Annotated in this window: 22 protein-coding genes; 12 read left to right on the top strand and 10 right to left on the bottom strand. The window is 68.4% G+C overall.

Annotation, left to right across the window (positions count from 1 at the left end; all coding sequences use genetic code 11):
- Window positions 1–14: 14 nt before the first annotated feature.
- Entirely contained in the window at window positions 15–674 is a 660-nt protein-coding gene (recO, locus tag L0D17_RS02815) for a DNA repair protein RecO (RefSeq protein ID WP_039456757.1), read from the top strand.
- On the opposite strand, the gene greA is transcribed toward recO, so the two are convergent.
- From greA to L0D17_RS02800, 3 genes are read right to left on the bottom strand one after another with little or no spacing between them, the layout of a single operon-like run.
- Entirely contained in the window at window positions 669–1,139 is a 471-nt protein-coding gene (greA, locus tag L0D17_RS02810) for a transcription elongation factor GreA (protein ID WP_039457049.1), read from the bottom strand. The two genes, recO and greA, sit on opposite strands and share 6 nt — an antisense overlap.
- 57 nt (window positions 1,140–1,196) lie before the next feature.
- Complete coding sequence (locus tag L0D17_RS02805; RefSeq protein ID WP_243093797.1) at window positions 1,197–1,937, bottom strand: aminotransferase class IV; 741 nt, start codon at window positions 1,935–1,937, stop codon at window positions 1,197–1,199.
- Window positions 1,934–3,784, bottom strand: coding sequence for a chorismate-binding protein (locus tag L0D17_RS02800; RefSeq protein ID WP_243093796.1), 1,851 nt, complete (start codon window positions 3,782–3,784; stop codon window positions 1,934–1,936). The genes L0D17_RS02805 and L0D17_RS02800 overlap by 4 nt, the downstream gene beginning before the upstream one ends.
- A 23-nt stretch (window positions 3,785–3,807) precedes the next feature.
- Here L0D17_RS02800 and L0D17_RS02795 point away from each other — a divergent pair, with 23 nt between their 5' ends.
- Complete coding sequence (locus L0D17_RS02795; RefSeq protein WP_243093795.1) at window positions 3,808–4,329, top strand: Uma2 family endonuclease; 522 nt, start codon at window positions 3,808–3,810, stop codon at window positions 4,327–4,329.
- On the opposite strand, the gene L0D17_RS02790 is transcribed toward L0D17_RS02795, so the two are convergent.
- From L0D17_RS02790 to L0D17_RS02775, 4 genes are read right to left on the bottom strand one after another with little or no spacing between them, the layout of a single operon-like run.
- Entirely contained in the window at window positions 4,326–5,159 is an 834-nt protein-coding gene (locus L0D17_RS02790) for a CoA transferase (RefSeq protein WP_243093794.1), read from the bottom strand. The two genes, L0D17_RS02795 and L0D17_RS02790, sit on opposite strands and share 4 nt — an antisense overlap.
- On the bottom strand, window positions 5,131–5,859 hold the full coding sequence (locus L0D17_RS02785; protein ID WP_243093793.1) for an SDR family NAD(P)-dependent oxidoreductase: 729 nt from the start codon (window positions 5,857–5,859) through the stop codon (window positions 5,131–5,133). Before L0D17_RS02785 ends, L0D17_RS02790 begins: the two co-directional genes overlap by 29 nt.
- A 7-nt stretch (window positions 5,860–5,866) precedes the next feature.
- Window positions 5,867–7,021 carry a thiolase family protein gene (locus tag L0D17_RS02780; RefSeq protein WP_243093792.1) on the bottom strand — a complete coding sequence of 385 codons (1,155 nt, stop codon included), beginning with the start codon at window positions 7,019–7,021 and terminating at the stop codon, window positions 5,867–5,869.
- On the bottom strand, window positions 7,018–8,106 hold the full coding sequence (locus L0D17_RS02775; RefSeq protein ID WP_370533317.1) for an acyl-CoA dehydrogenase family protein: 1,089 nt from the start codon (window positions 8,104–8,106) through the stop codon (window positions 7,018–7,020). The genes L0D17_RS02780 and L0D17_RS02775 overlap by 4 nt, the downstream gene beginning before the upstream one ends.
- Window positions 8,107–8,205: 99 nt before the next feature.
- Here L0D17_RS02775 and lepA point away from each other — a divergent pair, with 99 nt between their 5' ends.
- Both lepA and L0D17_RS02765 read left to right on the top strand, forming a co-directional pair.
- Window positions 8,206–10,029: a translation elongation factor 4 gene (gene lepA, locus L0D17_RS02770; RefSeq protein ID WP_243093790.1), complete on the top strand. Its 1,824-nt coding sequence runs from the start codon at window positions 8,206–8,208 to the stop codon at window positions 10,027–10,029.
- Complete coding sequence (locus tag L0D17_RS02765) at window positions 10,019–10,987, top strand: sensor histidine kinase (RefSeq protein WP_243093789.1); 969 nt, start codon at window positions 10,019–10,021, stop codon at window positions 10,985–10,987. Before lepA ends, L0D17_RS02765 begins: the two co-directional genes overlap by 11 nt.
- On the opposite strand, the gene sdaAB is transcribed toward L0D17_RS02765, so the two are convergent.
- A complete protein-coding gene (gene sdaAB / locus L0D17_RS02760) occupies window positions 10,984–11,646 on the bottom strand; it encodes an L-serine ammonia-lyase, iron-sulfur-dependent subunit beta (RefSeq protein ID WP_243093788.1) in 663 nt (220 codons plus the stop codon). The two genes, L0D17_RS02765 and sdaAB, sit on opposite strands and share 4 nt — an antisense overlap.
- A 17-nt stretch (window positions 11,647–11,663) precedes the next feature.
- Between sdaAB and L0D17_RS02755 the strand changes: the two genes are divergently transcribed.
- Genes L0D17_RS02755 through L0D17_RS02745 form a run of 3 tightly spaced genes read left to right on the top strand, consistent with a single transcriptional unit; the run spans window position 11,664 to window position 15,074 of the window.
- Entirely contained in the window at window positions 11,664–13,571 is a 1,908-nt protein-coding gene (locus L0D17_RS02755; RefSeq protein ID WP_243093787.1) for a hypothetical protein, read from the top strand.
- Between the two features lies 1 nt (window position 13,572).
- Window positions 13,573–14,424: a dihydrodipicolinate synthase family protein gene (locus L0D17_RS02750; protein WP_243093786.1), complete on the top strand. Its 852-nt coding sequence runs from the start codon at window positions 13,573–13,575 to the stop codon at window positions 14,422–14,424.
- Window positions 14,412–15,074: an LEA/WHy family protein gene (locus L0D17_RS02745; RefSeq protein WP_081995801.1), complete on the top strand. Its 663-nt coding sequence runs from the start codon at window positions 14,412–14,414 to the stop codon at window positions 15,072–15,074. Before L0D17_RS02750 ends, L0D17_RS02745 begins: the two co-directional genes overlap by 13 nt.
- Here the strand turns inward: L0D17_RS02745 and cdd are convergent.
- Both cdd and L0D17_RS02735 read right to left on the bottom strand, forming a co-directional pair.
- A complete protein-coding gene (gene cdd, locus L0D17_RS02740) occupies window positions 15,071–15,439 on the bottom strand; it encodes a cytidine deaminase (protein ID WP_243093785.1) in 369 nt (122 codons plus the stop codon). The two genes, L0D17_RS02745 and cdd, sit on opposite strands and share 4 nt — an antisense overlap.
- Window positions 15,426–16,760 carry a hemolysin family protein gene (locus L0D17_RS02735; RefSeq protein ID WP_243093784.1) on the bottom strand — a complete coding sequence of 445 codons (1,335 nt, stop codon included), beginning with the start codon at window positions 16,758–16,760 and terminating at the stop codon, window positions 15,426–15,428. Before L0D17_RS02735 ends, cdd begins: the two co-directional genes overlap by 14 nt.
- Window positions 16,761–16,842: 82 nt before the next feature.
- Between L0D17_RS02735 and L0D17_RS02725 the strand changes: the two genes are divergently transcribed.
- The 5 genes from L0D17_RS02725 to L0D17_RS02705 are packed head-to-tail and all read left to right on the top strand — an operon-like array spanning window position 16,843 to window position 23,983.
- On the top strand, window positions 16,843–17,277 hold the full coding sequence (locus tag L0D17_RS02725; RefSeq protein ID WP_039459030.1) for a MarR family winged helix-turn-helix transcriptional regulator: 435 nt from the start codon (window positions 16,843–16,845) through the stop codon (window positions 17,275–17,277).
- Complete coding sequence (locus tag L0D17_RS02720) at window positions 17,270–18,538, top strand: TolC family protein (RefSeq protein WP_243093783.1); 1,269 nt, start codon at window positions 17,270–17,272, stop codon at window positions 18,536–18,538. The genes L0D17_RS02725 and L0D17_RS02720 overlap by 8 nt, the downstream gene beginning before the upstream one ends.
- A complete protein-coding gene (locus L0D17_RS02715; RefSeq protein ID WP_243093782.1) occupies window positions 18,535–19,500 on the top strand; it encodes a TolC family protein in 966 nt (321 codons plus the stop codon). The genes L0D17_RS02720 and L0D17_RS02715 overlap by 4 nt, the downstream gene beginning before the upstream one ends.
- A gap of 2 nt (window positions 19,501–19,502) precedes the next feature.
- Window positions 19,503–20,687: an efflux RND transporter periplasmic adaptor subunit gene (locus tag L0D17_RS02710; RefSeq protein ID WP_243093781.1), complete on the top strand. Its 1,185-nt coding sequence runs from the start codon at window positions 19,503–19,505 to the stop codon at window positions 20,685–20,687.
- Window positions 20,684–23,983, top strand: a complete 3,300-nt coding sequence (locus tag L0D17_RS02705; protein WP_243093780.1) for an efflux RND transporter permease subunit — start codon at window positions 20,684–20,686, stop codon at window positions 23,981–23,983. The genes L0D17_RS02710 and L0D17_RS02705 overlap by 4 nt, the downstream gene beginning before the upstream one ends.
- Window positions 23,984–23,986 lie beyond the last annotated feature (3 nt).

Below are 23,986 nucleotides of genomic sequence, written 5' to 3'. Positions count from 1 at the left end.
CATACACTGGGAACGTGGAGCGCTACCGGTTGGAAGAGGGCGTGGTGGTGGGGCGGAAGGCCCTGCCCCAGGGGGATCTTCTCCTCCGCTTCGTCACGCCCCAGGGGAGCCTCGAGGCCGTGGCCAAGAAGGGCCTGCGGCCCACGGGCCGCTCGGGGCGGCTTTCCCTCTTCCACCACGTGCGCTTCCAGGTCTATGCCAGAAAGGAAGGCCTCCCCACCCTGACCCAGGCGGAGCTTTTAGGGAGGCTTTTTGGCCTGGAAGAACCCCGCCGCTACCTTTACGCCTCCTTCTTGGCGGAGCTCGCCTACCGCCTGGCCTCCCCCGAGGCGGCGCCCAAGGTTTACCCCCTCTTCGTTTCGGGCCTCCGGGGCATCGCCAAGCACGCAAACCCCCTCCTCCCCCTGGTTTGGGCCGGGTGGCGGGTGGTGAAGGCGGGGGGGCTCGCCCCCAATCTCCTGGGCCCGGGGCTCCACCTCAAGGAGGGGCGGCTCGCCGAGGAGGGGGTGTACCTGGGGGAAAAGGGGGTGGAGGCCCTTCGCGCCGTCCTCCACCTCCCAGGGGGGGAGGCTCTGCCCTACCTGGAAGAAGCCCCCTTGGACCGGTTATTCCTTGCCCTCAAGCGCCACGTGGAGGAGGCCCTAGGCCCCTTGCGGAGCGCAAGCCTCCTATAGGGGCTTGATCTCCAAGATGGTGTAGACCTGGGCGCCCTTCTTGCCCCGGATCTCCACCACGTCCCCCACCTTCTTGCCCAAAAGGGCCTGGCCTAGGGGGGACTCGTCGGAGATTTTGCCGCTAAAGATGTCCGCCTCGTGGCTCCCCACGATGGCCAAGGAAAGCCTTTCACCCGCCTCCGTTTCCAGCTCCACCTGGCAGCCCAGGGCCACCTCCTCGTAGGTGCCGTTCCCCTCCACCACCACCGCCCGGGAGAGGAGGTCTTCCAGCTGGGCGATGCGGGCCTCGTTCTGCCACATGGCCCGCCGCGCCTCGTCGTATCCGGCGTTTTCCCTGAGGTCGCCCTCCTCCAGGGCCTGCTCAAAGTCGGCGGAGATCTCCTGCCGCTTGGTGGTCTTCAGGTGGTGCAGTTCCTCCTGAAGGCGCCTATAACCTTCGGGAGTGAGGTAAACCGGCTTCTTCATGCGCATCCCTCCGGGTAAAAAGGGGCACCAGCCCAAGGCCTTGGGCTGGCGGTACCGCTATTCAGTATAGCAGGCGGGAAGGAAAGCCTCCACAAGGGGAAGAAGGGCCTCCTCCGGCTTCCCCACGGGCAAAAGCCCCACCCCGCTTCCCGCAAGGAAGAGGGTGCCGGAAAGCTCCTGAGGGCGCAAGAAGGCCCGCGCCACGGGAAGGCCAAGCTCCTTGGCCTTCTTGGCCACCTCCTCCCGGGTGATGCCCTCGAGGCCCCCCTCCAGCACGTATAGGGTGCCTTCCCGGAAGAGCAGGGGGCTCGTGCGGCTTCCGTCCACCACGTGCCCCCAGGCGTCCAGGAGGAGGCCCTCAAAGGCCCCCCGCGCCTCGGCCCACCTTTGGGCCAGGCGGTAGGGCAGGTGGTTGCCCGTCTTGTAGGGGGCGAGGTCCGGGTGGACGCGGTAGGGGGTGAGGACCGCCTTCACCCCCTCCCGGTAGGCGCTTTGGGGAGGCGGGGTGTAGGGCCTGGCCTCCGCCAGCCGCACCCCTTCCCCCACAGTAAGCCGCACCCGCAGGCAGGAAGCGCCTGGGAAGTGGGCGAGGAGGGCTTGAAGGTCCTTTAGGAAAGCCCCGTCCCCCGGGTAGGGGAGGCCCAGGGCCTGGGCGTGGCGGCGGAGGCGGAAGAGGTGGGCCTCGAGCCAGAGGGGCTCACCCCTTTCCACCCGCAGGGTGGTGAAGACGCTTGCCCCGTGGTAGCAGAAGGCCTCGGGCCAGGGGCCGGCAAGGGGTTCGCCGTTTAGAAGCCTCATGCCACCTCCAAGAAGCGGGCCAAAAGCTCCATGCCCCAAGGGGAGAGGATGCTTTCGGGGTGGAACTGGACGCCAAAGGCCTTTTTCCCGTCCCAAAGGGCCATGGGCACGCCGTCTTCCGTCCAGGCCAGGAGGCGGAGGGAAGAGGGAAGGCGCCTTAGGGCCAGGGAGTGGTAGCGGGCGAAGGGCAAGGGGTTGGGAAAGCCCCTAAAGAGGGCCTCGCCCCTGTGGAAGACCAGGTGGGCCTCCCCGTGGACCGGGGCCTCGCGGTAGAGCTCCCCCCCCAAGGCCACCCCCAGGGCCTGGTGGCCCAGGCAGACGCCCAAGAGGGGGATGCCCTCCCTCAACGCCCTTTCCGTCCACGCCAGGACCTGGCCCGCCGTGTAGGGGTCCTTGGGCCCCGGGCCCACCACCAGGTGGGTAAAGCCGGAAAGGTCCGGGGCCTCCTCCTGGTCCACCACGTGGACCTCCGCCCCCAGGGCCCGGAGGTAGTCCACCAGGTTGTAGCTGAAGGAGTCCCGGTTCTCCAGGAAGAGCACCCGGGCGCGAAGCCGCCTCGGGGGAAGCGGGGGGCCCCAGGAGGCGGTGGCCTTAGGGGGATGGGGCCTGGCCCCCGGCCTGCCCCGCTCCAGGGCCAGGAGGAGGCTTTGCGCCTTGTGCAAGGTTTCCTCGTACTCCCGCTCGGGCAAAGAGGCGATGACGATCCCCGCCCCGGCGGAGAAGAGCACCTCCTCCCCCACCTTCTGGAAGGAGCGGATGAGGATATTAAAGTCCGCCCCCCGGCCCGAGACGTAGCCCAGGCTTCCCGTGTAGGCCCCCCGGGGCACGGGCTCCAAGTCCCGGATGGCCTCCATCACCGTGCCCTTGGGAGCCCCGGTGATGGTGCCCCCGGGGAAGAGGCTGCGGAAGACCGCCCCCAAGGGGGCACGGGTGTACCCCTCCACCTCGGAGACCAGGTGCATCACGTGGGCGTAGCGCTCCACGGTGAAAAGCTCCCGCACCCGCACCGTGCCCGGGAGGGCCACCCGGGCCAGGTCGTTGCGCAGGAGGTCCACCAGCATGGCGTGCTCCGCCCGCTCCTTGGGCGAGGAAAGGAGCTCCGCCTCCAAGGCCCGGTCCTCCGCCTCCGCCCTCCCCCGGGGCCGGGTGCCGGCGATGGGCCGGGCGAGGAGGTGGCCGCCCACCTTCTGGAAAAGCCGCTCTGGGCTTCCCGAGACCACGGCCCACCCTTCCCCCTCCAAGAGGCCCATGAAGGGGGAAGGGTTTAGCTCCCGGAGGCGGGCGTAGAGGAGAAGGGGGTCCACGGCGCCCAGGAGGCGGAAGCGGTGGGAGAGGTTCACCTGGTAAACCACCCCGGCCCGGATCCTTTCCTGGACCTCCGCCACCCCCTGCAGGAAGGCCTCCCGGGGAAAGTCGGAGACCAAGGGGTACGGGGGCAAGGGGGGCGGGGTGTAGGGGAGGGGCCGCAGGGCAAAAGAGGGGCGCGCCACCAGCCTTCCCTCCAGGAGGGCGTAGCCCTCGGGGTAGTAGAGGAAGGCCGCCTCGGGGAGGCCGGGGGGGGGAGCGTGGGTGGGAAGGCCCAGGTGGCGGGCGAACTCGTAGGCGAAAAAGCCGATCCAGGCGGGGAAAAAGCCCTTCCCCAAGCCCTTATTCAGGTAGCGGAAAAGGTCCAGGGCCTCCCCCACCCGCCTCCCGTCCAGGTAAAGCCGGCCCTCCAGGACCTCGAGGCGGTGCCTTGGCCTCACCCCCAGGAGGGAAAGGCGGGAAAAGGGGGTGCGGGGCCCCAAGGACTCCAAAAGGGCGGGCCTTAGGCCCAGGGCCCGGGCGGCGTGGTAAAGCCCCAGCACGGCCCCGAGTATACTCAGGGGAGATGGTCAAGCACCGCTTCACCGTGGAGGCCTACCACAAGGCCTACGAGGCGGGGGCGCTCCCCGAGCGGGTGGAGCTCTTGGAGGGGGAGGTTTACGCCGTGTCGCCCATGGGGAAGAACCACATCCGCTACCTCATCCACCTAACCAAGGTCTTTAGCGAGGCCTTCGGCGGGGAGGCACTGGTGGTCTCCCAGATACCTCTCCGGCTTTCCGAAACCTCGGAGCCGGAGCCCGATCTCGTCCTCCTGGCACCCCCGGAAAGCCGGTACGACGAACGGCCACCCACGGCGCAGGACGCCCTCCTCGTGGTGGAGATCGCCGACACCACCCTGGTCCAGGACCGCACGCTGAAGCTCCCCCTCTACCAGAAGGCGGGGGTGCCGGAGATCTGGCTCGTGAACCTGGTGGAGGAGGTCCTGGAGGTCTACGCCTTCCCCCACTACCAAGGGGAGCGCCACCCCAAGGGGGAGAAGGTGGCCCCCAAGGCCTTCCCCCAAAAGCCCCTCGCCTGGTGGGTCTAGCCCCGCACCCGCCTCAGGGGAAGCCCCTCCGCCTTGGCCCAGGCCTCGAGGGCGTGGGCGGGCCGTTCGGCGAAGAAGGCGAGGAGCTTGGCGTAGGCGGGGTTGTCTGGGGAAGCGGGGCTGAAGGCGGCCCCCAATAGTTCAGGAAGCCCCGCCCGCTGGCAGAACCGGGCCCAAAGGTGGGGCTCCAGGGCGGCCAGGGCCACCTCCCCTTCCTGGGCGGGGTAGACCCCGTAGCAGAGGACGGAGCCGTCCAAAAAGGGGATGGGCGGGTAGGCCACCGCCTTCACCGCCTCGGAGAGGGCCACTTCATACACCCCGCCCCCAAGGAGGAGACCCTTCAGGGCGGCGAGGGCCAAGGCGTAGGCCCCGGCCAGGTCGGCGAACTGGAAGGCCCGCCAGGGAAAGCGGCCCAAAAGCCCCGCCTCCGCCAGGTAGGTGAGGTCGTGCCCGGGGTCGTCCCCCTCGGGGTAGCCCCGAAGCCGGGCGTAGACCAGGCGGGGGTTATGCGCCAGGAGGACCTCTGGCCCCAGGCCGAGCCGCTCCATGACCCCCGGGCGGTTGGCCTCGAGGAGGATGGCCGCCTCCCCCACCAGCGCCAAAAGGGCCTCCCGCCCCTCCTCCGTCTTCAGGTCCAGGACCCGCACCTCCTTCCCGGCGTTTAGAAAGCGGTAAGCTTCCGGGGCCAACGCCTGCAAGGGGTCCCCGGCGGGGGGCTCCACCTTGAGGACGGAAAAGCCCAACTCCAAAAGGAGCTTCCCCGCCAAGGGCCCGGGCAGGAGGCGGGTGAGGTCCAAGACCTTACCGGGGGGCCATGCGCAAGGCGCCATCCAGCCGGATTACCTCCCCGTTCAGCATGGGGTTTTCCAGGACGTGGAGGACCAGAAGGGCGTACTCCTCCGGGCGGCCCAGGCGCTTGGGGAAGGGCACCTGCTCCGCCAGGGAGGCCCGCGCCTTCTCGGGAAGCCCCGCAAGAAGGGGGGTGTCAAAGAGGCCTGGGGCGATGGCCACCACCCGGATGCCCCACTCGGCGAGCTCCCGGGCGGCGGGGAGGGTGAGGGCCACCACGCCCCCCTTGCTGGCGGCGTAGGCCGCCTGGCCGACCTGCCCCTCGTAGGCCGCCACGCTGGCGGTGTTCACGATGACGCCCCGCTGCCCTTCGGCGTCGGGCGGGTTTTCCCGCATGGCGGAGGCCGCCAGGCGGAGGACGTTGAAGGTGCCCACCAGGTTCACCTCCAATACCTTGCGGAAGCTCCCCAGGTCATGGGGCCCATCCCGGCCCACAATTCTCTGGGCCAGGCCGATGCCCGCGGCGTTCACCACGGCGAAGAGGGACCCGCCTTCCCGCGCCAGGGCTAAAGCCCGGGCCACATCCCCCTCCTCCCGCACGTCCCCCTCCACGTAAAGGAGGTCCTCTTCCCCTCGCTTTAGGTCCAGGACCACCACCCGGTAGCCCCTGGCCTTCAGGGCCAAGGCGGCGGCCCGCCCGAGCCCCGAGGCCCCACCCGTCACCAACGCGCTCCTTTCCATACCCCTCCTATAGCCTTTGGATCACCGTGGCCGTGGCCTGGCCGTGGCCGATGCACATCACCTGCAGGCCGAACTCCCCGTCCCGCCTTTCCAGCTCGTGGAGGAGCTTGGTCATGAGGATGGCCCCCGTGGCCCCCAAGGGGTGGCCCAGGGCGATGGCCCCCCCGTTTGGGTTCACCCTTTCGGGGTCCGGCTGAAACTCCTTGAGGAAGGCCAGGACCACGCTGGCGAAAGCCTCGTTCACCTCAATGACGTCCAGGTCGCTTAGGGCAAGCCCGGCCCGCTCCAAGGCCTTCCGCGTGGCGGGAAGGATCTCCAGAAGCTGGAGGGTGGGGTCCCCCGCCACCACCACCCGGGCCAGGAAGCGGGCCCGGGGCCTCAAGCCCAGGGCCAAAGCCTTTTCCCGTTCGCCCAGGAGCAAGGCCGCCGCCCCGTCCGAGATCTGGCTGCTATTCCCCGCGGTGATGAGGCCGTCCTCCCGGAAGGCGGGCTTGAGGGCGGCGAGCTTTTCCAGGCTGGTGTCGGGGCGAATGCCTTCGTCGCGGGCTAGGAGAAAAGGCCTTTCCTCGGGGTCCAGGCCGGTGAGGGGGAGCATCTCCCGGGCGAAGCGGCCTTCCTCCGTGGCCCTTTGCGCCCGGCGGTGGGAAAGGAGGCTCCACTCGTCCAGGTCCCGCCGGGAAAACCCGTAAAGCCGGGCGATGCGCTCGGCGCTTTCCCCCTGGTGCACCAGCTCGTACTTGGCGAAGCGCTCGGGGTTCAGCGTGTGGAACCCGCCCCCGATGTCCGAGAACATGGGAACCCGGGTCATGCTCTCCACCCCCCCGGCGATGGCGAAGTCCAGGTCCCCGGCGGCGATGGCCTGGGCGGCGAAGTGCACCGCCTGCTGGCTCGAGCCGCACATGCGGTTCAGCGTCACCGCCGGCACCTCCTGGGGCAGGCGGGAAAGGAGGACGCCAAGCCGCCCCACGTTGGCCCCCTGCTCCCCCGCCTGGGTCACGCACCCGGTGACCACGTCCCCCACCCAGGTGGGGTCCAGGCCGCTTCGCGCCAAGAGGGCGTTCAAGACCTCGGCGTAAAGGGCGTCGGGCCGCCACGCCCTAAGGGCCCCGTTCCTTTTGCCGATGGGGGTGCGCACCGCCTCGAGGATCACCGCTTCCCTCATGCCCGCCTCCTTAGGAGCTCCCTGAGGACGATGAGCCTTTGGATCTCCGAAGTCCCCTCGTAGATCTGCAAAACCTTGGCGTCCCGGTAGAGCTTGGCCACGGGGTACTCCTCGCTGTAGCCGTTGCCGCCATAGACCTGGACCGCCTCCACCACCCCCCGCTGGGCGGCGTCGGCGGCGAAGGCCTTGGCCACCGCCGCTTCCAGGGCGTTCTCCTCTCCCCTTTCCGCCAGGTCCGCCGCCTTTTTCGCCAGGAGGCGGGCGGCCTCGAGGTCCATGTGCATCTCCGCCAGCTTGAACCCCACCCCCTCGTGCTCCACCAAGGGCTTGCCAAAGGCCTGCCGCAAGGCGGCGTAGGCCAAGGCCTCGTCCAAGGCCCGCCAAAGAAGCCCCGCCGCCAAACCCGCCACCATGGGCCGTGAGCGGTTGAAGACCCGCATGGCCAGCCGAAAGCCTTCCCGGGCGATCATGGCCTCCTCCGGCACATGGACCCCCTCCAGGTGGACCTCCCCCGCCACCGAGGCCTTCTGCCCCAGCTTGGGAAGGGGCGGCCCCACCTCCACCCCCCTTTCCCGCTCCACCACGAAGGCGGCGATTCCCTCCCGGCCCTCCTCCAGCTTGGCGAAAACCACAAAGAAGGCCGCTTCCGGGGCGTGGCTGATCCAGGTCTTGCGCCCAAAAAGGCGAAACCCCCCCGCCACCCGCTCGGCCCGGGTGCGGATGGCGGCCACGTCCGAACCGGCGTGGGGCTCGGTGAGGGCGTAAGCGCCCACCTCTTCCCTTAGCCTTGGCACGAAGGCCCGGGCATAGGGGCTTCCCGAAAGCAAAAGGGCGTCCGCCACCAGGTTGTTGAGGAGGATGGCGGCGGCGAGCCCGGTGCAGGCGTAGCCCAGCTCCTCCGCCACCTCCACCAAGGCCAGGGGGCCTAGCCCGGCCCCGCCCAGCTCCTCGGGGGCCACCAAAAGGGGAAAGCCCAAAGCCGCGGCCTCCCGGAATAGCGGCCAGGGGAAACGGGCTTCCCGGTCGTAGCGGGCCGCTTCGGGGAGGAGCCTTTCCCGAGCAAAGCGCCGGGCCAGCTCGCGCACGGGGGTTTCCAAGCTCAAGGGAACCTCCTGGCGAAATCTTACCGGGTCAAAAAAGACCGGGCAAGGCCCGGCTTGACTTCCTCCCGCCGACCCCGGACGATGGAAAGGATGGCAAGCCGCATCCGCAACTTCTCCATCATCGCCCACGTGGACCACGGGAAGTCCACCCTGGCCGACCGCATCCTGCAGATGACCCACGCCGTGAGCGAGAGGGAGATGCGGGAGCAGTTTCTGGACTCCTTGGAACTGGAACGGGAACGGGGCATCACCATTAAGGCCAGCGCGGTGCGGGTGAACTACCTGGCCAAGGAGGGGAACACCTACACCTTCCACCTCATTGACACCCCGGGGCACGTGGACTTCACCTACGAGGTGTCCCGGGCCTTGGCGGCGGTGGAAGGGGTGCTCCTGGTGGTGGACGCAACCCAAGGGGTGGAGGCCCAGACCATCGCCAACTTCTACCTGGCCCTGGAGCACAACCACGTGATCATCCCGGTCATCAACAAGATAGACCTGCCCAACGCCCGGCCCTTGGAGGTGGCCCTGGAGGTGGAGGAGGTCTTGGGCATCCCCGCCGACGAGGCCATCTTCGCCTCGGGCAAGACGGGGGAGGGGGTGGAGGAGATCCTCGAGGCCATCGTAAAGCGCATCCCCCCGCCCCAAGGGGACCCCGAGGCCCCCCTCAAGGCCCTCATCTTTGACTCCCTCTACGACGCCTACCAGGGCGTCATCCCCCACCTGCGGATCTTTGAGGGCACGGTGCGCCCCGGGGACCGGATCCGCATCTTCTCCACCGGCCAGGAGTTCACCGTGGACAAGGTGGGCGTCTTCACGCCCCAGGGCCTAGTACCCACGGAAAGCCTCTCCGCGGGGGAGGTGGGCTGGCTCACCGCCGCCATCCGCGACATCCACGACGTCCAGGTGGGGGACACCATCACCCTGGCGCAAAACCCCACCCCCACCCCCTACCCCGGGTTCCGCCCCGCCAAGCCCGTGGTCTTCGCCGGGCTCTACCCGGTGGACTCGGGGGACTACAACAAGCTCCGGGACGCCCTGGAGAAGCTCAAGCTGAACGACGCCGCCCTCTCCTTTGAGCCGGAGACCTCCACCGCCTTGGGCTTCGGCTTCCGCTGCGGCTTCCTGGGCCTCCTCCACGCCGAGATCGTGCAAGAACGGCTTGAGCGGGAGTTCGGCCTGGAGCTCATCGCCACCGCCCCCAGCGTGGTCTACAAGGTGCGGCTCAAGGGCGGCGAGGAGGTGGAGATCCACAACCCCGCCGACCTCCCCGACCCCACCAAGATAGAGGAGATCCTGGAGCCCTACGTCAAGCTCACCATCTTCACCCCGGAAGAGTACGTGGGTAACATCATGCAGCTGGCGCAGGAAAAGCGGGCCCGCCTTCAGAGCATGAACTACCTCCCGGGGGGGCAAAAGCGGGTGGAGCTCGTCTACGAGGCCCCCTTCGCCGAGATCCTCTACGACTTCCACGACCGCCTGAAAAGCCTCTCCCGGGGCTACGCCTCCATGGACTACGAGCAGGCGGGCTACCAACCGGGGGACCTGGTCAAGGTGAACGTGCTGGTCCACGGGGAGGTGGTGGACGCCCTCACCTTCATCGCCCACCGGGAAAAGGCCTACAGCATGGCCCGGGCCATCGTGGACAAGCTGGCCGAGGTCATCCCCCGCCAACTCTTTGAGGTGCCCATCCAGGCGGCCATCGGGGGCAAGATCATTGCCCGGGCCACGGTGAAGGCCCTCCGCAAGGACGTCTTGGCCAAGTGCTACGGCGGGGACGTGACCCGGAAGAAAAAGCTTCTGGAAAAGCAGAAGGAGGGCAAGAAGCGCCTCAAGGCCATCGGCAAGGTGGAGGTGCCGCAGGAGGCCTTCTTGGCGGTGCTCTCGGCGGGGAAGGATGAGCCTTAGGGCTAGGCTCGCCCTGGTCATCGGTCTTCTGGCCTTTTTGCCCAACCTGGTCCTGGCCCTCACCTTAGGCCTTTTGGGGGAGGGACCCTGGCTTCCCCTCCTCCTTTGGCTCCTCTTTTTGGCCGGGGTGTCCGCGGGGGTGGGCTACCTTCTGGCCCGGGGGCTTCTTAGACCCTTGGAGGAGCTCACCCGGGCCCTCGCCTACCTTTCCCTAAGAGGGGAGCTCCGGCTTCGCCTTCCCGCCCCCAAGGAGCCCCTCCCGGCGGAGATCGCCTTGCTCCGGGGGCGGTTTGAAGAGCTCTTGAAGCGCCTAAGCGAGCTTCTGGAAGCCCGGGAAGCCTTTTACGCCGCCTTGGCCCACGACCTGAAGACGCCCCTCATCTCTGCCATCCGCGCCCTGGAGTACTTGGAGAAGGCGGACGATTTGGGCAAGGAAAGGCGCCTCGCCCTGCTTAAAAACCTCCGGAAAGAGCTTTCCCGGGCCTTCCAGCTGGTGGAAAACCTCCTCGCCCTTACCCGCCTCGAGGCCCGCCCCCCCCAGGCGGAAACCCTGAACCTCAGGGCCCTGGCGGAAGACCTCCTCCTTCGCTACCAGGAGGAGGCCCAGGGCCGGGGCCTCCGGCTTTCCCTGGAAGGGGCGGGGCTTGGGCGGGGGGAGAGGCTCCTTGTGGAGCGGGCCCTCGCCAACCTCCTGGAAAACGCCCTCCGCCACGCCAGAAAGGAGGTGCGGGTGCGGGTGGAGGAAGGGGCCATCCATGTGGAGGACGACGGCCCCGGGCTTCCCCTTCCCCTCGAGGCCCTAGTCCAGCCCTTCCGCCAAGGCCCGGGCAGGCGGGGAAGCTCGGGGCTTGGCCTCTACACGGCCCAGAAGGTGGCGGAAGCCCACGGGGGCAAGCTCACCGCCGGGCCAAGCCCCTTAGGGGGCGCCTGCCTTCGCCTGGAACTGGGCCGGGCCTAGTCCATCACCGGGGGGATCTGCCGCACCCACAGGATGTAGGAGAGGTAGGCCAAATACTCCAGGGGCTTTTCCGAAAGGGAGCGGTCCATCTCCAGGCTCATCATGGCCTCACCCCCCCGCTTTTTGCGGCTCACGGTGAGGTGGGCGATGTTCACCTCGTCGTCCGCCAGGATCCGGGCCACCCGGGCCACCACCCCCGGGGTGTCCACGTTGCGGATCACCAGGGTGGGGGCGCTCCCCGTGATGCGCACCTCAAACCCGTCCAGGTCAAAGATGCGCACAAGCCCCCCGCCCAAGGAGCTTCCCGTGACCACAAGGCGCTCCTTCTCCCCCTCCAGGACCATGCGCACGGTGTTGGGGTGGACGTCCCCGAGCTCCACCTCCCTAAAGGCCACCTCCACCCCCTCCCTTTCCGCCAGGGCCAGGCTCTCCTTAAGGCGCTCGTCGTCCGGCCTCAGGCCCAACACCCCGGCGGCCAAGGCCAGGTGGGTGCCGTGGCCCCTCCCCGTCTTGGCGAAGGAGCCGTGAAGGCCGAACTCCACCCGCTTGGGCTTTTCCCCCAGGAGGTGGCGGGCGAGGAGGGCTAGGCGGCAGGCCCCGGCGGTGTGGCTGGAGGAGGGCCCCACCATCACCGGACCGATCATGTCCAAAAGACCCATGCCTGTAGAATAACGCCATGCGCCGCTGGCTCGCCGCTTTGGCCCTTCTTCCGTGGGTCTTGGCCCAAAGCCTCCTGGTCCCCCCGGAGGCCAAGGCGGGCACCCCCCTCACCCTGGAGGGGCGCGACCTGCCGGAGGGCCGCTACCCCTTGGTGGTGGAAAGCCCCACGGGCTCCAAGACCCTGGAGGTGGTGCCGGAAGGGGGGAGCTTTCGCCTTTCCTTCACCCCCGAGACCCCGGGGGAGTACCGGGTGCGCCTTTCCCTCCCCTCAGGGGCTTTGGAGGGGCGCTTCGTGGCCTTGGGGCAGGCCCCCACCCTCACCGAGGAGGGTCTCCTCCTCCCCTCGGGCCTTTACCCCTTGCCCAAGGGGCCCTGGGTGGGGCCTTTGGTCCAGGGAGAGCGGGTCTATCTGGCCCAGGGGCTTCTGGTCCTGGAGCTAAGCTTTAACGGCGAAGCGCGCTTCCACTTCGCCCCCGCCAAGGTGGTGGCCTTGAGGCCCGGCCCCGAGGCCCTTTTGGAGGGGGAACGGGTGCTTTCCATCCCCTTCCCGCCCCGCCCCTTTGAGGGAAGCGCGGAGGACCTCAGGGCGCTTAGGCCCCTCTTGGAGGCCCTTAACCCCCCCAAGCCCTGGCCTTACTTCGCCTACTGGGCCCTGGACCCCAAGGACCTTAGCCCCGAGGACCTCGAGGCCTACCGCCAGGACCTCCTGGCCCGGGGCCACCGCCCCGAGCTGCCCTTCGCCTTCGCCCCGGTGCTCGCCCTTGCGGAGGCGGCGAAGGGCCTTTCGGGCAAGGAACCGGAAAAGGCCCGCCTCCTCACGGAAACCCTCCTCCGCACAAGCCCCCTCTTCCCGGGCTCCCTGGCGTTTTTCCAGGAGCGGGCGGAGGCCCTCGAGGCCCAAGGCCTTCCCGCCCAGGCCCTGCGCCTGAGGGAGGCGGTGGCGGTCCTAAAGGGTTGGCTTCCCCCAAGCCTGGAGGGGCTTCCCGAGGCTTTGTGGGTCCTCGCCTTAACGTACCTGGCCCTCCTCGCCTACCTCGTCCTCTTCTACCTCCCCCCCCAGCTTCGGGACCTTAGGGCCCTCGGGGGGTTTTGGGGCGGCTTCCTCCGCCACCCCCTCCTGCGCCTGAGGCACCTCTCCCTGGCCTACGCCAGCTTCGGGGAACGGCTTCTCGCCCTTCTCCTCCTCGTCCTTTTGGGGGCCTCCTGGCTCCTCTATGGCCTGGACCAGCGGGCCCGAAGCCTCCTCTTCGCCCCGCCCCTGGACCGGGGCACCCTGCGCACCCAGGCGGCCCAGGACTGGCTTCGCTCCCTCCCCCCCACCCCGGAGACCAAGGCCCTCTTGGGCTACGCCCTCCTGCCGGAAGCGCCCAAGGAGGCCAAAACCCTCCTTGGGGAAAGCAGCCTCCCCTTCGCCCTGGCCCTCAGGGGGGAGGAGGAGGCCCTGGCGGAGGCCTACCGCAAGGCCCCCCTGGAGGGGCCCATCCGCACCACCTTGGGCCTGGGGACGGACCTCTGGGGAGCGCGGGAGGCGGGGCCCAGCGCCCGCACCCTGTACTCGGTCCTCCTCCGGGTGGAGTTCGGCCGCTTCCTGGAAGACCCCTGGCGCACCTTCCTCGCCCTTCCCCTCCCCTTGGCGGAGCGGCTTAAGCCCTGGGCCTTCCTGGGCTACGCGCTCCTCCTCCTCTACCACCTCCTCGCCTTCCTCCTCCCCCGGCGCAAGGGCAACGTGCCCCCCACCTACGCCCTGGCGGTGCGCCTCCTGGTTCCCGGGAGCACGGGCTTCGCCGCGGGGCTTGGCGTCTTCCTCCTCCTCCTCGCCGCTTGGGGCCTCCTCCGCCTCCTTCAGGGGGAAGGCCCCGGGCCTATCCTCCTCGCCTACACCCTCCACCTTTTGGGGTTAGGCTTAAGCTTGAGGAGGTCGTAGCGTGATCCTGCCCCCCATTCCCACCCCCTTTGACCGAAGGGGAAGGCTAGACCCGGAAGCCTTCCGCGACCTGTCCGAGGCCCTGGAGCCCTTGGTGGACGGGCTTTTGATCTACGGCTCCAACGGGGAAGGGGTCCACCTCACCCCAGAAGAGCGGGCCCAAGGGCTAAGGGCCTTAAGCCCCAAGAAGCCCTTCCTGGTGGGCCTCATGGACGAAACCCTGCCCCAGGCGGAAAGGGCTCTGGAAGAGGCCAAGGAGGCGGGGGCCATGGCCCTTTTGGCCACCCCGCCCCGCTACTACCACGCAAGCCTCGGGGAAGGGCTATTCCGCTACTACGAGGCCCTGGCGGAGCGGATGCCCCTTTTCCTCTACCACGTGCCCCAGAACACCAAGGTGGACCTTCCCCTAAGCGCGGTGGAGGCCCTGGCCCAACACCCCGGCGTCCAGGGCATCAAGGACTCCAGCGGCGACCTTTCCCGCTTCGCCTTCTACCAGGCGCGGCTAAAGGGCTTCCGCGCCTTCACCGGGCACGCCCCCACCTTCTTGGGCGCCTTGGCCCTGGGGGCGGAAGGGGGGATCCTGGCCGCGGCCAACCTGGCCCCCCGGGCCTACAGGGCGCTTTTGGCCCACTTCCGAGCCGGGCGGCTCGCCGAGGCGGAGGCGTTGCAACAAAAGCTCTTTCCCCTGGGGGACCTTTTGGCCAAGGGCGGGGTGCCCCTCCTCAAGCAAGCCCTGAGGCACCTGGGCCTCCCCGCGGGCTACCCCAGGCCCCCCTACCCGGCGGAAAGCCCCCTTTGGGGAAGCTTTCTCCCCGTCCTGGAAAACCTAAAGGAGGAGGGATGGCTTCTTTGAGGTTTTTCGTAGCCCTGGTCCTTGCCCTCGCCGCCTGCGCCCCCAGGCCCCTTCCCCCGGAGGCCCGGCTCCTTGGAGCGGAGCTCCTGGGTCTGGAGCTCACCCCAGAGCCCACCTTGGTCCTGGGCCTCCGGGTGGCTTTCCAAAACCCCAACCCCTTCCCCCTGCCCCTTTCCGCCTTCGGCGCAAGGCTCCGGGTGGGGGAGGTGGTGGTTCCCCTAGACCGGAACCTGCCCCCGGGGAGGAGGGAGGAAACCCTCACCGTGCGCCTCACCCCAAGCCAAGCCCTGGCCACGGGGCGGGCCCTCCTCACCCAGGAGGGGGTGGAGGTGGCCCTAGAGGGGAGCACCCTGGGGCAACGCCTCACCTTCTTCCAGACCCGCCTCGCCTTCCCCTTGGAGCCCCTACGGGTGCGCCGGGCGGGGGTGAACTTCTTTTTGGAAAACCCCAACCCCTTGCCCCTTCGGGTGGAGGGGCGGCTCGTCCTCCTGGGGCAAAGCCTAAGGGTGGAGGCGGACCTTCCCGCCCGGGGCGAGGGCCGGCTTCAGGTGGTGGGCTTCCGCCCGGGGTTGGAAAGGGGCGCGGGGCGGTTGGAGCTCACCCTCCAGGTGCCGGGCTTCCTCCAGACCACCCTGGTCCTTTCCCTTTAAAGCCGGAAGGCCCAGGGGAGGAGCTCCCCCAGGGTCCTTTCCACGTACCCCTCGGGGCCGTGGAGGAGGATGGGGGTATCCGGGGTGCCGAACTCCAGGAGCACCTGCCGGCACCCTCCGCAAGGGGGGATGGGGCCTTTGGGACTGTAGACGTGCACCCGGTCCAGGCGGTGCTTCCCCGCCAGGACCATGGCGGCCACGGCGTTGCGCTCGGCGCACTGGGAGAGGGGAAAGGAGGCGTTTTCCACGTTCACTCCCAGAAAGAACTCCCCCTCCGCCTCCACCAAGGCCACCACGGGGAAGCCCGAGTAGGGGGCGTAGGCCCGGGCCACGTGGGCCTTTAGAAGCTCCCTAACCCTCTCCATGCCCTCCATGCTCCACCAGCCTCTCCACCCGCACCCGATCTATGCGCCTTTGGTCGGCGTTCTCCACCACGAAGCGCAGGCCCCGCCATTCCACGCTCTCCCCCACCCCGGGGATGCGGCCAAAGAGCTCGTAGAGGAAGCCGGAAAGCGTATCGTACTCCCCCTCGGGGAGCTCCACCCCCAAGGCCTCGGAAACCTCGTCCACGGGGGTCTGGGCCTGGATGGAGTAGGCGCCGTTGGGCAGGCGGCGGATGGGGGCATCCTCGGGCTCATCGGTTTCATCGTAAATCTCGCCCACGATCTCCTCCATCACGTCCTCCAGGGTGACGAGGCCCGCCGTGCCCCCGAACTCGTCCACCACGATGGCCAGGTGCACCTTGCGGCGGCGGAGCTCCTTGAGGAGGGTCCAGGCGTCCATGTTCTCGGGGACAAAGTAGGGAGGGTGGGCGATGGAAGCCACGCTCCTCCCCTTCAGGTCCCCCTCGCAGTAGTAGTCCAAAAGGTCCTTGGCGTAGGCCACCCCCACGATGTGGTCCACGCTTTCCCGGTAGACGGGTATGCGGCTATAGCGGTGCTCGCGGAAAAGGTGGAGGAGGTCTTCCAAGGTGGCCTCGGCCTCTATGGCCACCATCTCCACCCGGGGGGTCATGATCTCCCGCACCGGGGTTTCCTCCAGCTCCAGGATGGAGTGGATCATCTCCTCCTCCTGGGCCTCAATGGTCCCCGACTCCTCCGCCCCCGCCAGGATGAGGCGAAGCTCCTCCTCCGAGACCAAGGGGGTGTTCCGGGGCTCGAGGCCAAGAAGCCGCAAAATGGCCCCCGAAACCCAGCTGAAGAACCGCCCCAGGGGGTAGAAGAGGATGGAGAGGAGGTAAATGGGCCAGGCCGCCACCCGGGCCAGGGCCTCGGCGTGGTGCACGGCGATGGACTTGGGGGTGATCTCGCCGAAGAAGAGGACCAAGAAGGTCATGACCCCGGTGGCGAGCCCCACGCCCAAGGAGCCGAAGGCCCGGGTGGCGAGGTCCGTCACCAAGGCGGTGGCGGCGATGTTCACCAGGTTGTTGCCCACCAAAATGGTGGTGAGGAAGCGGGTGATGTCCCGGGAAAGGAGGGTAAAGGGGCCGTTTTCCGCCTCGGCCAGCTCCTTGAGCTTCCAGGGGTAAAGGGTGGTGAAGGCGGTTTCGCTCGCAGAGAAGAAGGCGGAAAGGCCCAAGAAGAGGACCAAAAGAAAAAGGTCCCCGGGGCTTGGGGCTTGGGACTGGGCCAGGACTAGGGAACCGAAGGGAAGGAAGAAGAGCCACCGACTGGGAGGTCTGTCCATATCACCTGGGCCCATTGTACACCATGGGGGAATGTAGCCCCGCTTGCCCTCTTTACTTGATGGCCTTATATAGTTGAAGGGTATGAATGGTCCCCCGGCATCCCTGGTAGAGGAGCTTTCCCAACTGGGCTACACCCTGATGCGCCTCCTCTTTTCCCGGGCCAAGGAAGTCTTCGCCCAGGAAGGGCTTTCCCTCCTGCAGGCGGAGGTGCTCCGCCTGGTGAAGGAAGGGGTGCGCCTCCCCTCGCGCCTGGCGGAACACCTGGAGATCCTCCCCTCCCAGGTTTCCCACCTCCTGGCCTCCCTGGAGGAGACGGGCCTCCTCCGGCGCCATCCCGATCCCTTGGACCGGAGGCGGGTCCAGTTGGAACTCACCCCGGAAGGGGAAGAGGTGGCCTTGCGGCTTAAGGAGGCCTGGCTTCGCGTCTTCGGCCAGGCCTTGGCCCGGCTTAGCGAGGAAGAGCTATTCGCCTTCCGCTCCCTTTTGCGCAAGCTCACGGAGGTGGAGCGTGGCTAGGCGCTTGGCCCTCTTCCTCCTCCTCGTCCCCGCCCTTGCCCAAGGGGCCCTCGCGCCCCTGAAGGACCATCCCTTAAAACAGCAGGCAGAGGCCTACCTGGCGGCGGCAGCCAAGGCCCTCGAGGCCCAAAGCTCCCCCGTGGCCCTAAACCTCCAGGGGAACTACGGCCGCTTCGGCTACGAATGCACGCCCCAAGCCCTTTGCGCAAGCCTTCCCGGAGACGGCAAGGCCCTCACCTTAGCCTTGGTCCTTACCCCCTTCCCCTTCGGCGAGGGCGCCGACGGGATAGAGCGGGCTCGGATCGGCCTGAGGCGGGCGGAGCTCGCCTACCGCAAGACCCTCACCGCCCTCCAGGCCCAGGCGGTGTCCGCCCACGGCCGCTACCGGGAGGCCCGCCTGGGGGTAGCCCTCGCCGAAAAAGGCGTGGAGATCGCCGCCCTCGCCCTGGAGGCGGCCCGGAAGCGCCAAGCGAGCGCCAAGGACCTGAGGGAGGCGGAGCTCGCCCTCCAAGAGGCGCAAAACCGCTTGGCGGAAGCCCGGCTTGGCCTCACCCTCGCCGAGCAGGCGGCGGAAGGGCTTGTGGACCTGGAAGCCCCCCCACCGGAGATCCCCCCACCCCGGGGGACCATCCCCTTAAGCCTGGAGGAGGCCCGACTCGCCCTGGCCGAGGCGCGGATTGGCGAAGGGGCGGCCTGGCGCAACCTCCTTCCCACCCTCCAGGGAAGCCTCCTCCTCTACCCCTCGGGGAACGACGCCCTTTCCCTAAGCCTCTCCAGCAAGGACCTCCGCCCCACCCTGAGCTACACCCGCCAGGACCCAGCCAGGCCCCCCACCACCGTCCCAGGGGTCGGCCAGTATAGGAGCACGGAAGAGCTTAAGCTCACCCTCTCCCTCACCCTCTCCCCCGGCCTCTTCGCCGCCTATGAGGCGGCCAAGGCCCAGGTGCGGGGGGCGGAGGAGGCCCTCAAGGCGGCGGAGGTGCAGGCTAACCTGGAGAAGGCCCGCCTGGAAAATGCCCTGAAGAGCGCCGAAGCTAGCCTCGCCCTCGCCCGCCTGCGCCGGGATGCGGCCCAAAAGACCTTAGAGGAAGCGGAAAAGCGCCTGGCCCTGGGCCTGGAAAGCCCCTTGGGGGTCAAGCAGGCGGAGCTCGGCCTCTTGCAGGCGGAGCTCGGCCTCTTGCAGGCGGAAAACACCTTGAGGAACCGGCTTATGGAGCTTTACCAGTTCTACGGCGAAATCCTTCCGGAGGTAGCGCAATGAAGAGGTTGCTTTGGACCTTGGCCCTTTTGGTTCCCGCCCTGGCCCAGCCCCTCCCCGAGGCCCTGAAGAAGGCCCCGGAGGTGGCGGCGGTGGTCACCGCCCGCCTGGAGTACGAGATGCGGCAAAAAGACCTGGCCCGCACCCTGCAAGACCCCTTGCGCACGCCCCTAGCCGAGCTCCAAGCCCGCCAGGCGGAGGCCCTGGCCAAGGCCCGGCTGGAGCGGGCCCTGGCCCAGGCGGAAAGCGACATCGTCTCCGCCTACGCCCAGGCCCGGGAGGCGGGCCTCCAGGTGGCCCTGGCGGCCAAAGCCCTGGAGATCGCCGAGCTCGGGCTAAGGGCGGCGGAGGTGCGCCTTAAGGGAGGCGGGGCCACCAGCCTGGACCTCCTCGAGGCGCAAAACCGGGTCCTGGAGGCCCGCAAGAACCTGGAGGCGGCCAAGCGGGGGGAGGAAAGCGCCCTGGCCGCCTTGGCCAACCTGGTGGGCCCGTGGAAGCCGGAGGCGGTGGAGGTGCTTCCCCCCTTACCCCAAGAGGAGCTCGTGGAAACCCTCCTCCAGGCCCACGCCGACCTCCTAAACCTCCGGCAGTCCCTGGAGCTCCTCCGCTTCCAGCGGGGGCTTTTGGACGAGAGCTTCGCCCCCAGGAAGGATATAGAGGCCCTGGAGGACCAGGCCAAGACCCTGGAGGAAAACCTGAAGAACCTGGAGCGCTCCCTAAGGGTGGGCCTTAAGGCCCGCTTCGCCCAGCTATCCCCCCTCCTCCAAGGGGTAAAGACAGCGGAAGAGGCTTATCGGGCGGCCAAGGAGCGCTACCAGGCGGAGGAAAAGCGCTTCCAGGCGGGGCTCACGAGCCGCCTTAGCCTCCTGCAGCAGGAGCTCGCCCTCCTCCAAGCCGGGCTTTCCCTGGAACAGGCCAAGCACGCCTACCTGAAGGCCTATTACGGCCTTCTGGCCTCGAGGTGAGCATGAAGCGCCCTTGGCTTCTTCTCCTTCCCCTTCTCCTCGCCGCCTGCGCCCCCAAGAAGGCCGAGGCCCCCACCCCCGAGGCCCAAAGCCCCTTGCGGCTGGAGGCGCGGGTGGTCACGGCGGCGCGCGGGGTCTTGGAGCGGGAAAGCCGGGCCTCCGCCACCTTGCAGGCGGAGCGGGACAGCCTGGTGGCCGCCGGGGCTTCGGGACGGGTGGCGCGCGCCCTGCCGGCGGGAAGCCGGGTGAGGGCCGGGGAAGGCGTGGTCTTTTTGGACCCGGCGCCCTTCCAAGAGGCCCTGGAGGCGGCCAGGCTCAACCTGAAGCAGGCGGAGGCCAACCTGGAGCGGGCGAAAAACCAGCTTGAGGGAAACCGCCTCGCCCTAAAGGCCCAGCTTCAGGCGGCGGAGGCCCAACTCCAGGCGGCGAGGCGGCGCTACGAGGAAGGCAAGGCCCTCCTGGAGGCGGGCGCCCTCGCCCCCTTGGACCTCAAGGCCTTGGAGGCCAACCTCCACCAGGCCCAAAGCGCCTATGAGAACGCCAAGGAGGCCCTCGCCCGTCTGGAAAGAGCCGAGGACATCCGCCTCCTGGCGCTCCAGGTGGAGGCGGCCCGGCTCCAGGTGCGCCAGGCGGAGCGGAACCTTAGGGAAAGCGTGGTCCGGGCCCCCTTCGCCGGGGAAGTGGTGGAGGTTTTCGTGAAGGAGGGCGAGTTCGTGGGCACGGGAAGCCGGGCCTTCCGCCTGGCCACCACGGACCGGCTTTTGGCCAAGCTCTACCTACCCCCGGAAAAAGCCCAGGCCCTCACCCCGGAAACCCCCTTCACCCTCAGGCAAAACGGCAAGGTGGTGGAGGCGAGGCTTTTGCGCAAGACGGACCTTCCCGGCCAGACCCGGCTGGTGGAGGTGGTGCTAAAGCCCCTCACTCCCCTCCTCCCTGGGCCCGCGGAGGCCCGCTACCGGGAAAGGGTGGCGGAGGGCCTCCTCCTCCCCGCGGGGGCGGTGCGGGCCGAGGAAGGGCAGGGGGTGGTCTACGTCCTGGAAGGGGATAAGGCCAGGCGGCGCCCCGTGCGTCTCCTGGCCCAAGAAAGCGGGAAGGCCGTGGTGGAAGGCCTTCCCGAGGGGGCTCGGGTCATCTACCCCATCCCCGAAGGGCTAAGGGACGGGGACCCCGTGGAGGTGGTGCCGTGAAGGAAAACCCCTTGGTGGCCTTCTTCGTGGAGCGCTTCGTCTTCGCCACGGCCATCTTCGTGGGGCTCGTGCTGGTGGGGCTTCTTTTGGGCCTGGGCCTCGGGGTGGAGCTTCTGCCCCGCTTCAGCGTGCCGGTGGTAGCGGTGTCCACCAGCTACCCCGGGGCCGGCCCCGAGGAGGTGGCGGAGCAGGTATCCAAGCCCCTGGAGGACGCCCTTTCCACCCTGAGTGGGGTGGACACCATCGGTTCCAGCTCCACGGAAGGGTTTAGCCTGGTCTTCGTCCAGTTCCAGCAAGGGGTGGACGTGGACCGGGCAGCGGTGGAGGTGAGCCAAAAGGTGGCCGCCGCCCGGGGGCAACTCCCCCGGGACGCCTCCGCCCCCGTGGTGCAGAAGTTTGACCCTTCGGCGAGCCCCATCCTCTACATCGCCCTCGAGGCCCCCGGGGAGGACCTCTCCCAGGTCCTCCGCTACGCCGAGCGCACCCTGAAGCCCAAGCTCCAGCTGGTCCAAGGGGTGGCGGACATCCGCCTCACCGGGGCCCCAAAGCGGGCCGTCCGCGTCTACCTGGACCCCGACCGCCTCCAGGCCTTGGGCGTCTCCCCCCTCCAGGTGGTCCAAGCCCTCTCCCAGTCGGCCCTCAACCTCCCCTTGGGAAGCCTCACGGAAGGGGAGAGGCGCCTCGTCTATACCCTAAGGAACACCCCCGCCACGGCGGAGGAGGTGGCCAACCTCCTCCTGGACGCCAACCGGGGCCTACGGGTGAAGGACGTGGCCCGGGTGGCGGAGGAGAGCGAAAGCCCCACCACCCTAAACCGCCTAAACGGACGCCCCGCCGTCCTCCTCGCCGTGGTGAAAACCCCCGACGCCAACGCCGTGGCCGTGGCGGACGGCGTTAGGAAGGCCCTTCAGGAAATCCCCTTGCCCAAGGGGTACCGGGCGGAAATCGCCCTGGACACCACCCGCTTCATCCGGGCGGCGGTGCAGGACACGGTGCGGGAAGCCTTCTTGGCCGCCTTGGCCGTGTCCTTGGTGGTCCTCGTCTTCTTGGGGAAGCTCAACTCCGTCTTCTCCGTGATCCTCGCCATCCCCATCACCCTTTCGGGGGCCATCCTCCTCTACGGGGTCTTGGGCTTCACCTACAACCTCATCAGCCTCCTGGCCCTGACCGTGGCGGTGGGCATCGTGGTGGACGATTCCATCGTGGTGGCGGAGAACATTGACCGCTACCGCAGGATGGGCTATGGCCTGAAGGAAGCGGTGCTCAAGGGGGCGAGCGAGGTGAGCGTGGCCGTGGCCGCCGCTACCCTAAGCCTCCTCGCTGTCTTCCTCCCCATCAGCTTCCTCCCCGGGATCATCGGCCAGATCTTCCAGCAGTTCGGCCTGGGCATGGCGGCGGCCATCGCCGTGAGCTGGCTGGAAGCCCTCCTCTTCCTCACCGTGCGCCTGGCCTACTTCCCCGACCCCGACCCCCCGAGCGTAAAGGAAGCCCTCTTGGCCCTAAGGCGCTTCCCCTCGGACCTGCGCTTTGCCTACCGTAGGGGCTACCGGGGCCCCACGGGGCTCCTTCTGGGCCTCCTTTCCGCCTTTCTCCTTTACCGGCAAGGGCTTCCTTACCTCCTTCTCCTCCCCCTTTACCCGGCCCTTCTGGCCCTCCTACGCTACCTCGGCCGCCTCTTCTTGGACCTGGCGGGGGCCATGGCCCGAAGCCTCCACACCGCCGCCGAAAGCGGCCTAGAGCGCCTCACGGAGGCCTACGCCCAAAGCCTAAAGGGCGCCCTGGCCCGCCCCGGCCTGGTCCTGGGGATAGCCGCCTTGGCCTTCTTCTCCATCTTCCCCATCCTGCCCCGCATCCCCTTCAACTTCACCCCCCGCTCGGACACCGGGGTCCTCACCGCCACCCTCCTCCTCCCCAAGGACACCCCCCTCCCCATATCCGACCGGGCGGCCCGGACCCTGGAGGCTTACTTTCTCGCCCATCCCGCCGTGAGCCGCGTGGTGACCACCGTGGGGGCGAGCGCCACCGGGGGAGCCCAGGTGGGGGACCCCTCCCGGGTGCAGCTCCAGATCGTCCTCAAGCCCAAGCACGAGCGGGAGGACATCTTCACCCTCACGGAGGCCTTCAACCGGGAAGGGAAGGCCCTGCTTCGGGACTTCCCCGGGGCCGACCTCCGCGTCTTGGCCCAGACGGGCCCCGAGGCGGGGGACGCCGACCTCCAGTTCTTCCTGGTGAGCCCGGACCGCGCCCTGCTGGAAGCCCGCGCCCAGGCCATCGTGGACCTCATCGCCGAAAAACCTTACGTGCTGAACGTGAAGAGCACCCTCGAGGCCACCCAACGGGAACGGGTCTTCGTCCCCGATCCCGCCAGGCTTTCCGGCACCGGCCTCACCCCCCAGGACGTGGCCCAGGCCTTAAGGCTTTACCTCTCGGGCACCCAGGCGGCCACGGCCCGCCGGGGCGGGGAGGAGTTCCCCATCGTGGTCCAGGCCGATCCCTTGCGCCTGGGCAAGGAAGGTGACCTCCTTTCCCTGCCCATCTACGCCCCCAACCTTCAGGCCTTCCTGCCCCTTTCCAGTCTGGGCAGTTTCCAAGAACGTCCCGGCCCCACCCTTATCTCCCGCCGCAACCAAGCCTACGCCGCCGGAATCAACATCAACCTCCGCCCCGACGCCCCAGGAAGCTTCCAGATCCAGCAGGAACTCACCCAAGAGTTCCAGGAGAAGGGGCTTTTGGGGGACGGGGTGGAGCTTGTGGCCACGGGCCTTGGGAGCTTCACCGGGGAGCTCGCCCGCCTGGCCCCCCTGGCCTTCCTCCTGGCCCTGGTCCTCAACTACCTGGTCATCGCCAGCCAGTTCAACGCCTGGCGCTACCCCCTTTACCTCCTCCTCCCCGTACCCCTCGCCCTGGTGGGGGCTTTTTGGCTCACCTACCTCCTGGGCACGGGCCTGGACGTGATCAGCGTGCTGGGGGTGGTGATGCTCATCGGCCTCGTGACCAAAAACGCCATCCTCCTCCTGGACTTCGCCGTGAAGCGCATGCGGGAAATGCCCCTGAAAGAGGCCCTGGTGGAGGCGGCCCGGCTAAGGCTCAGGCCCATCCTCATGACCACCCTCACCGTGCTCATCATCAGCCTTCCCCTCCTTTTGGGCACCGGAGAGGGGGCGGAGTACCGGAGGCCTTTGGGGGTCATCATCCTGGGCGGGCTCCTCTCCTCCACCCTCCTCACCCTCTTCGTGGTGCCCGCCGCCTTCTATACCTTTGAGGGCAGAAGGGCCAAAGCCCCCGTCCTGAGGTGAAGC

This window comes from Thermus thalpophilus (assembly GCF_022760915.1).
Taxonomy (GTDB): domain Bacteria; phylum Deinococcota; class Deinococci; order Deinococcales; family Thermaceae; genus Thermus; species Thermus thalpophilus.
The sequence above is the reverse complement of the archived record's forward strand: the minus strand, read 5'-3'. Positions and strand labels throughout refer to the sequence as shown.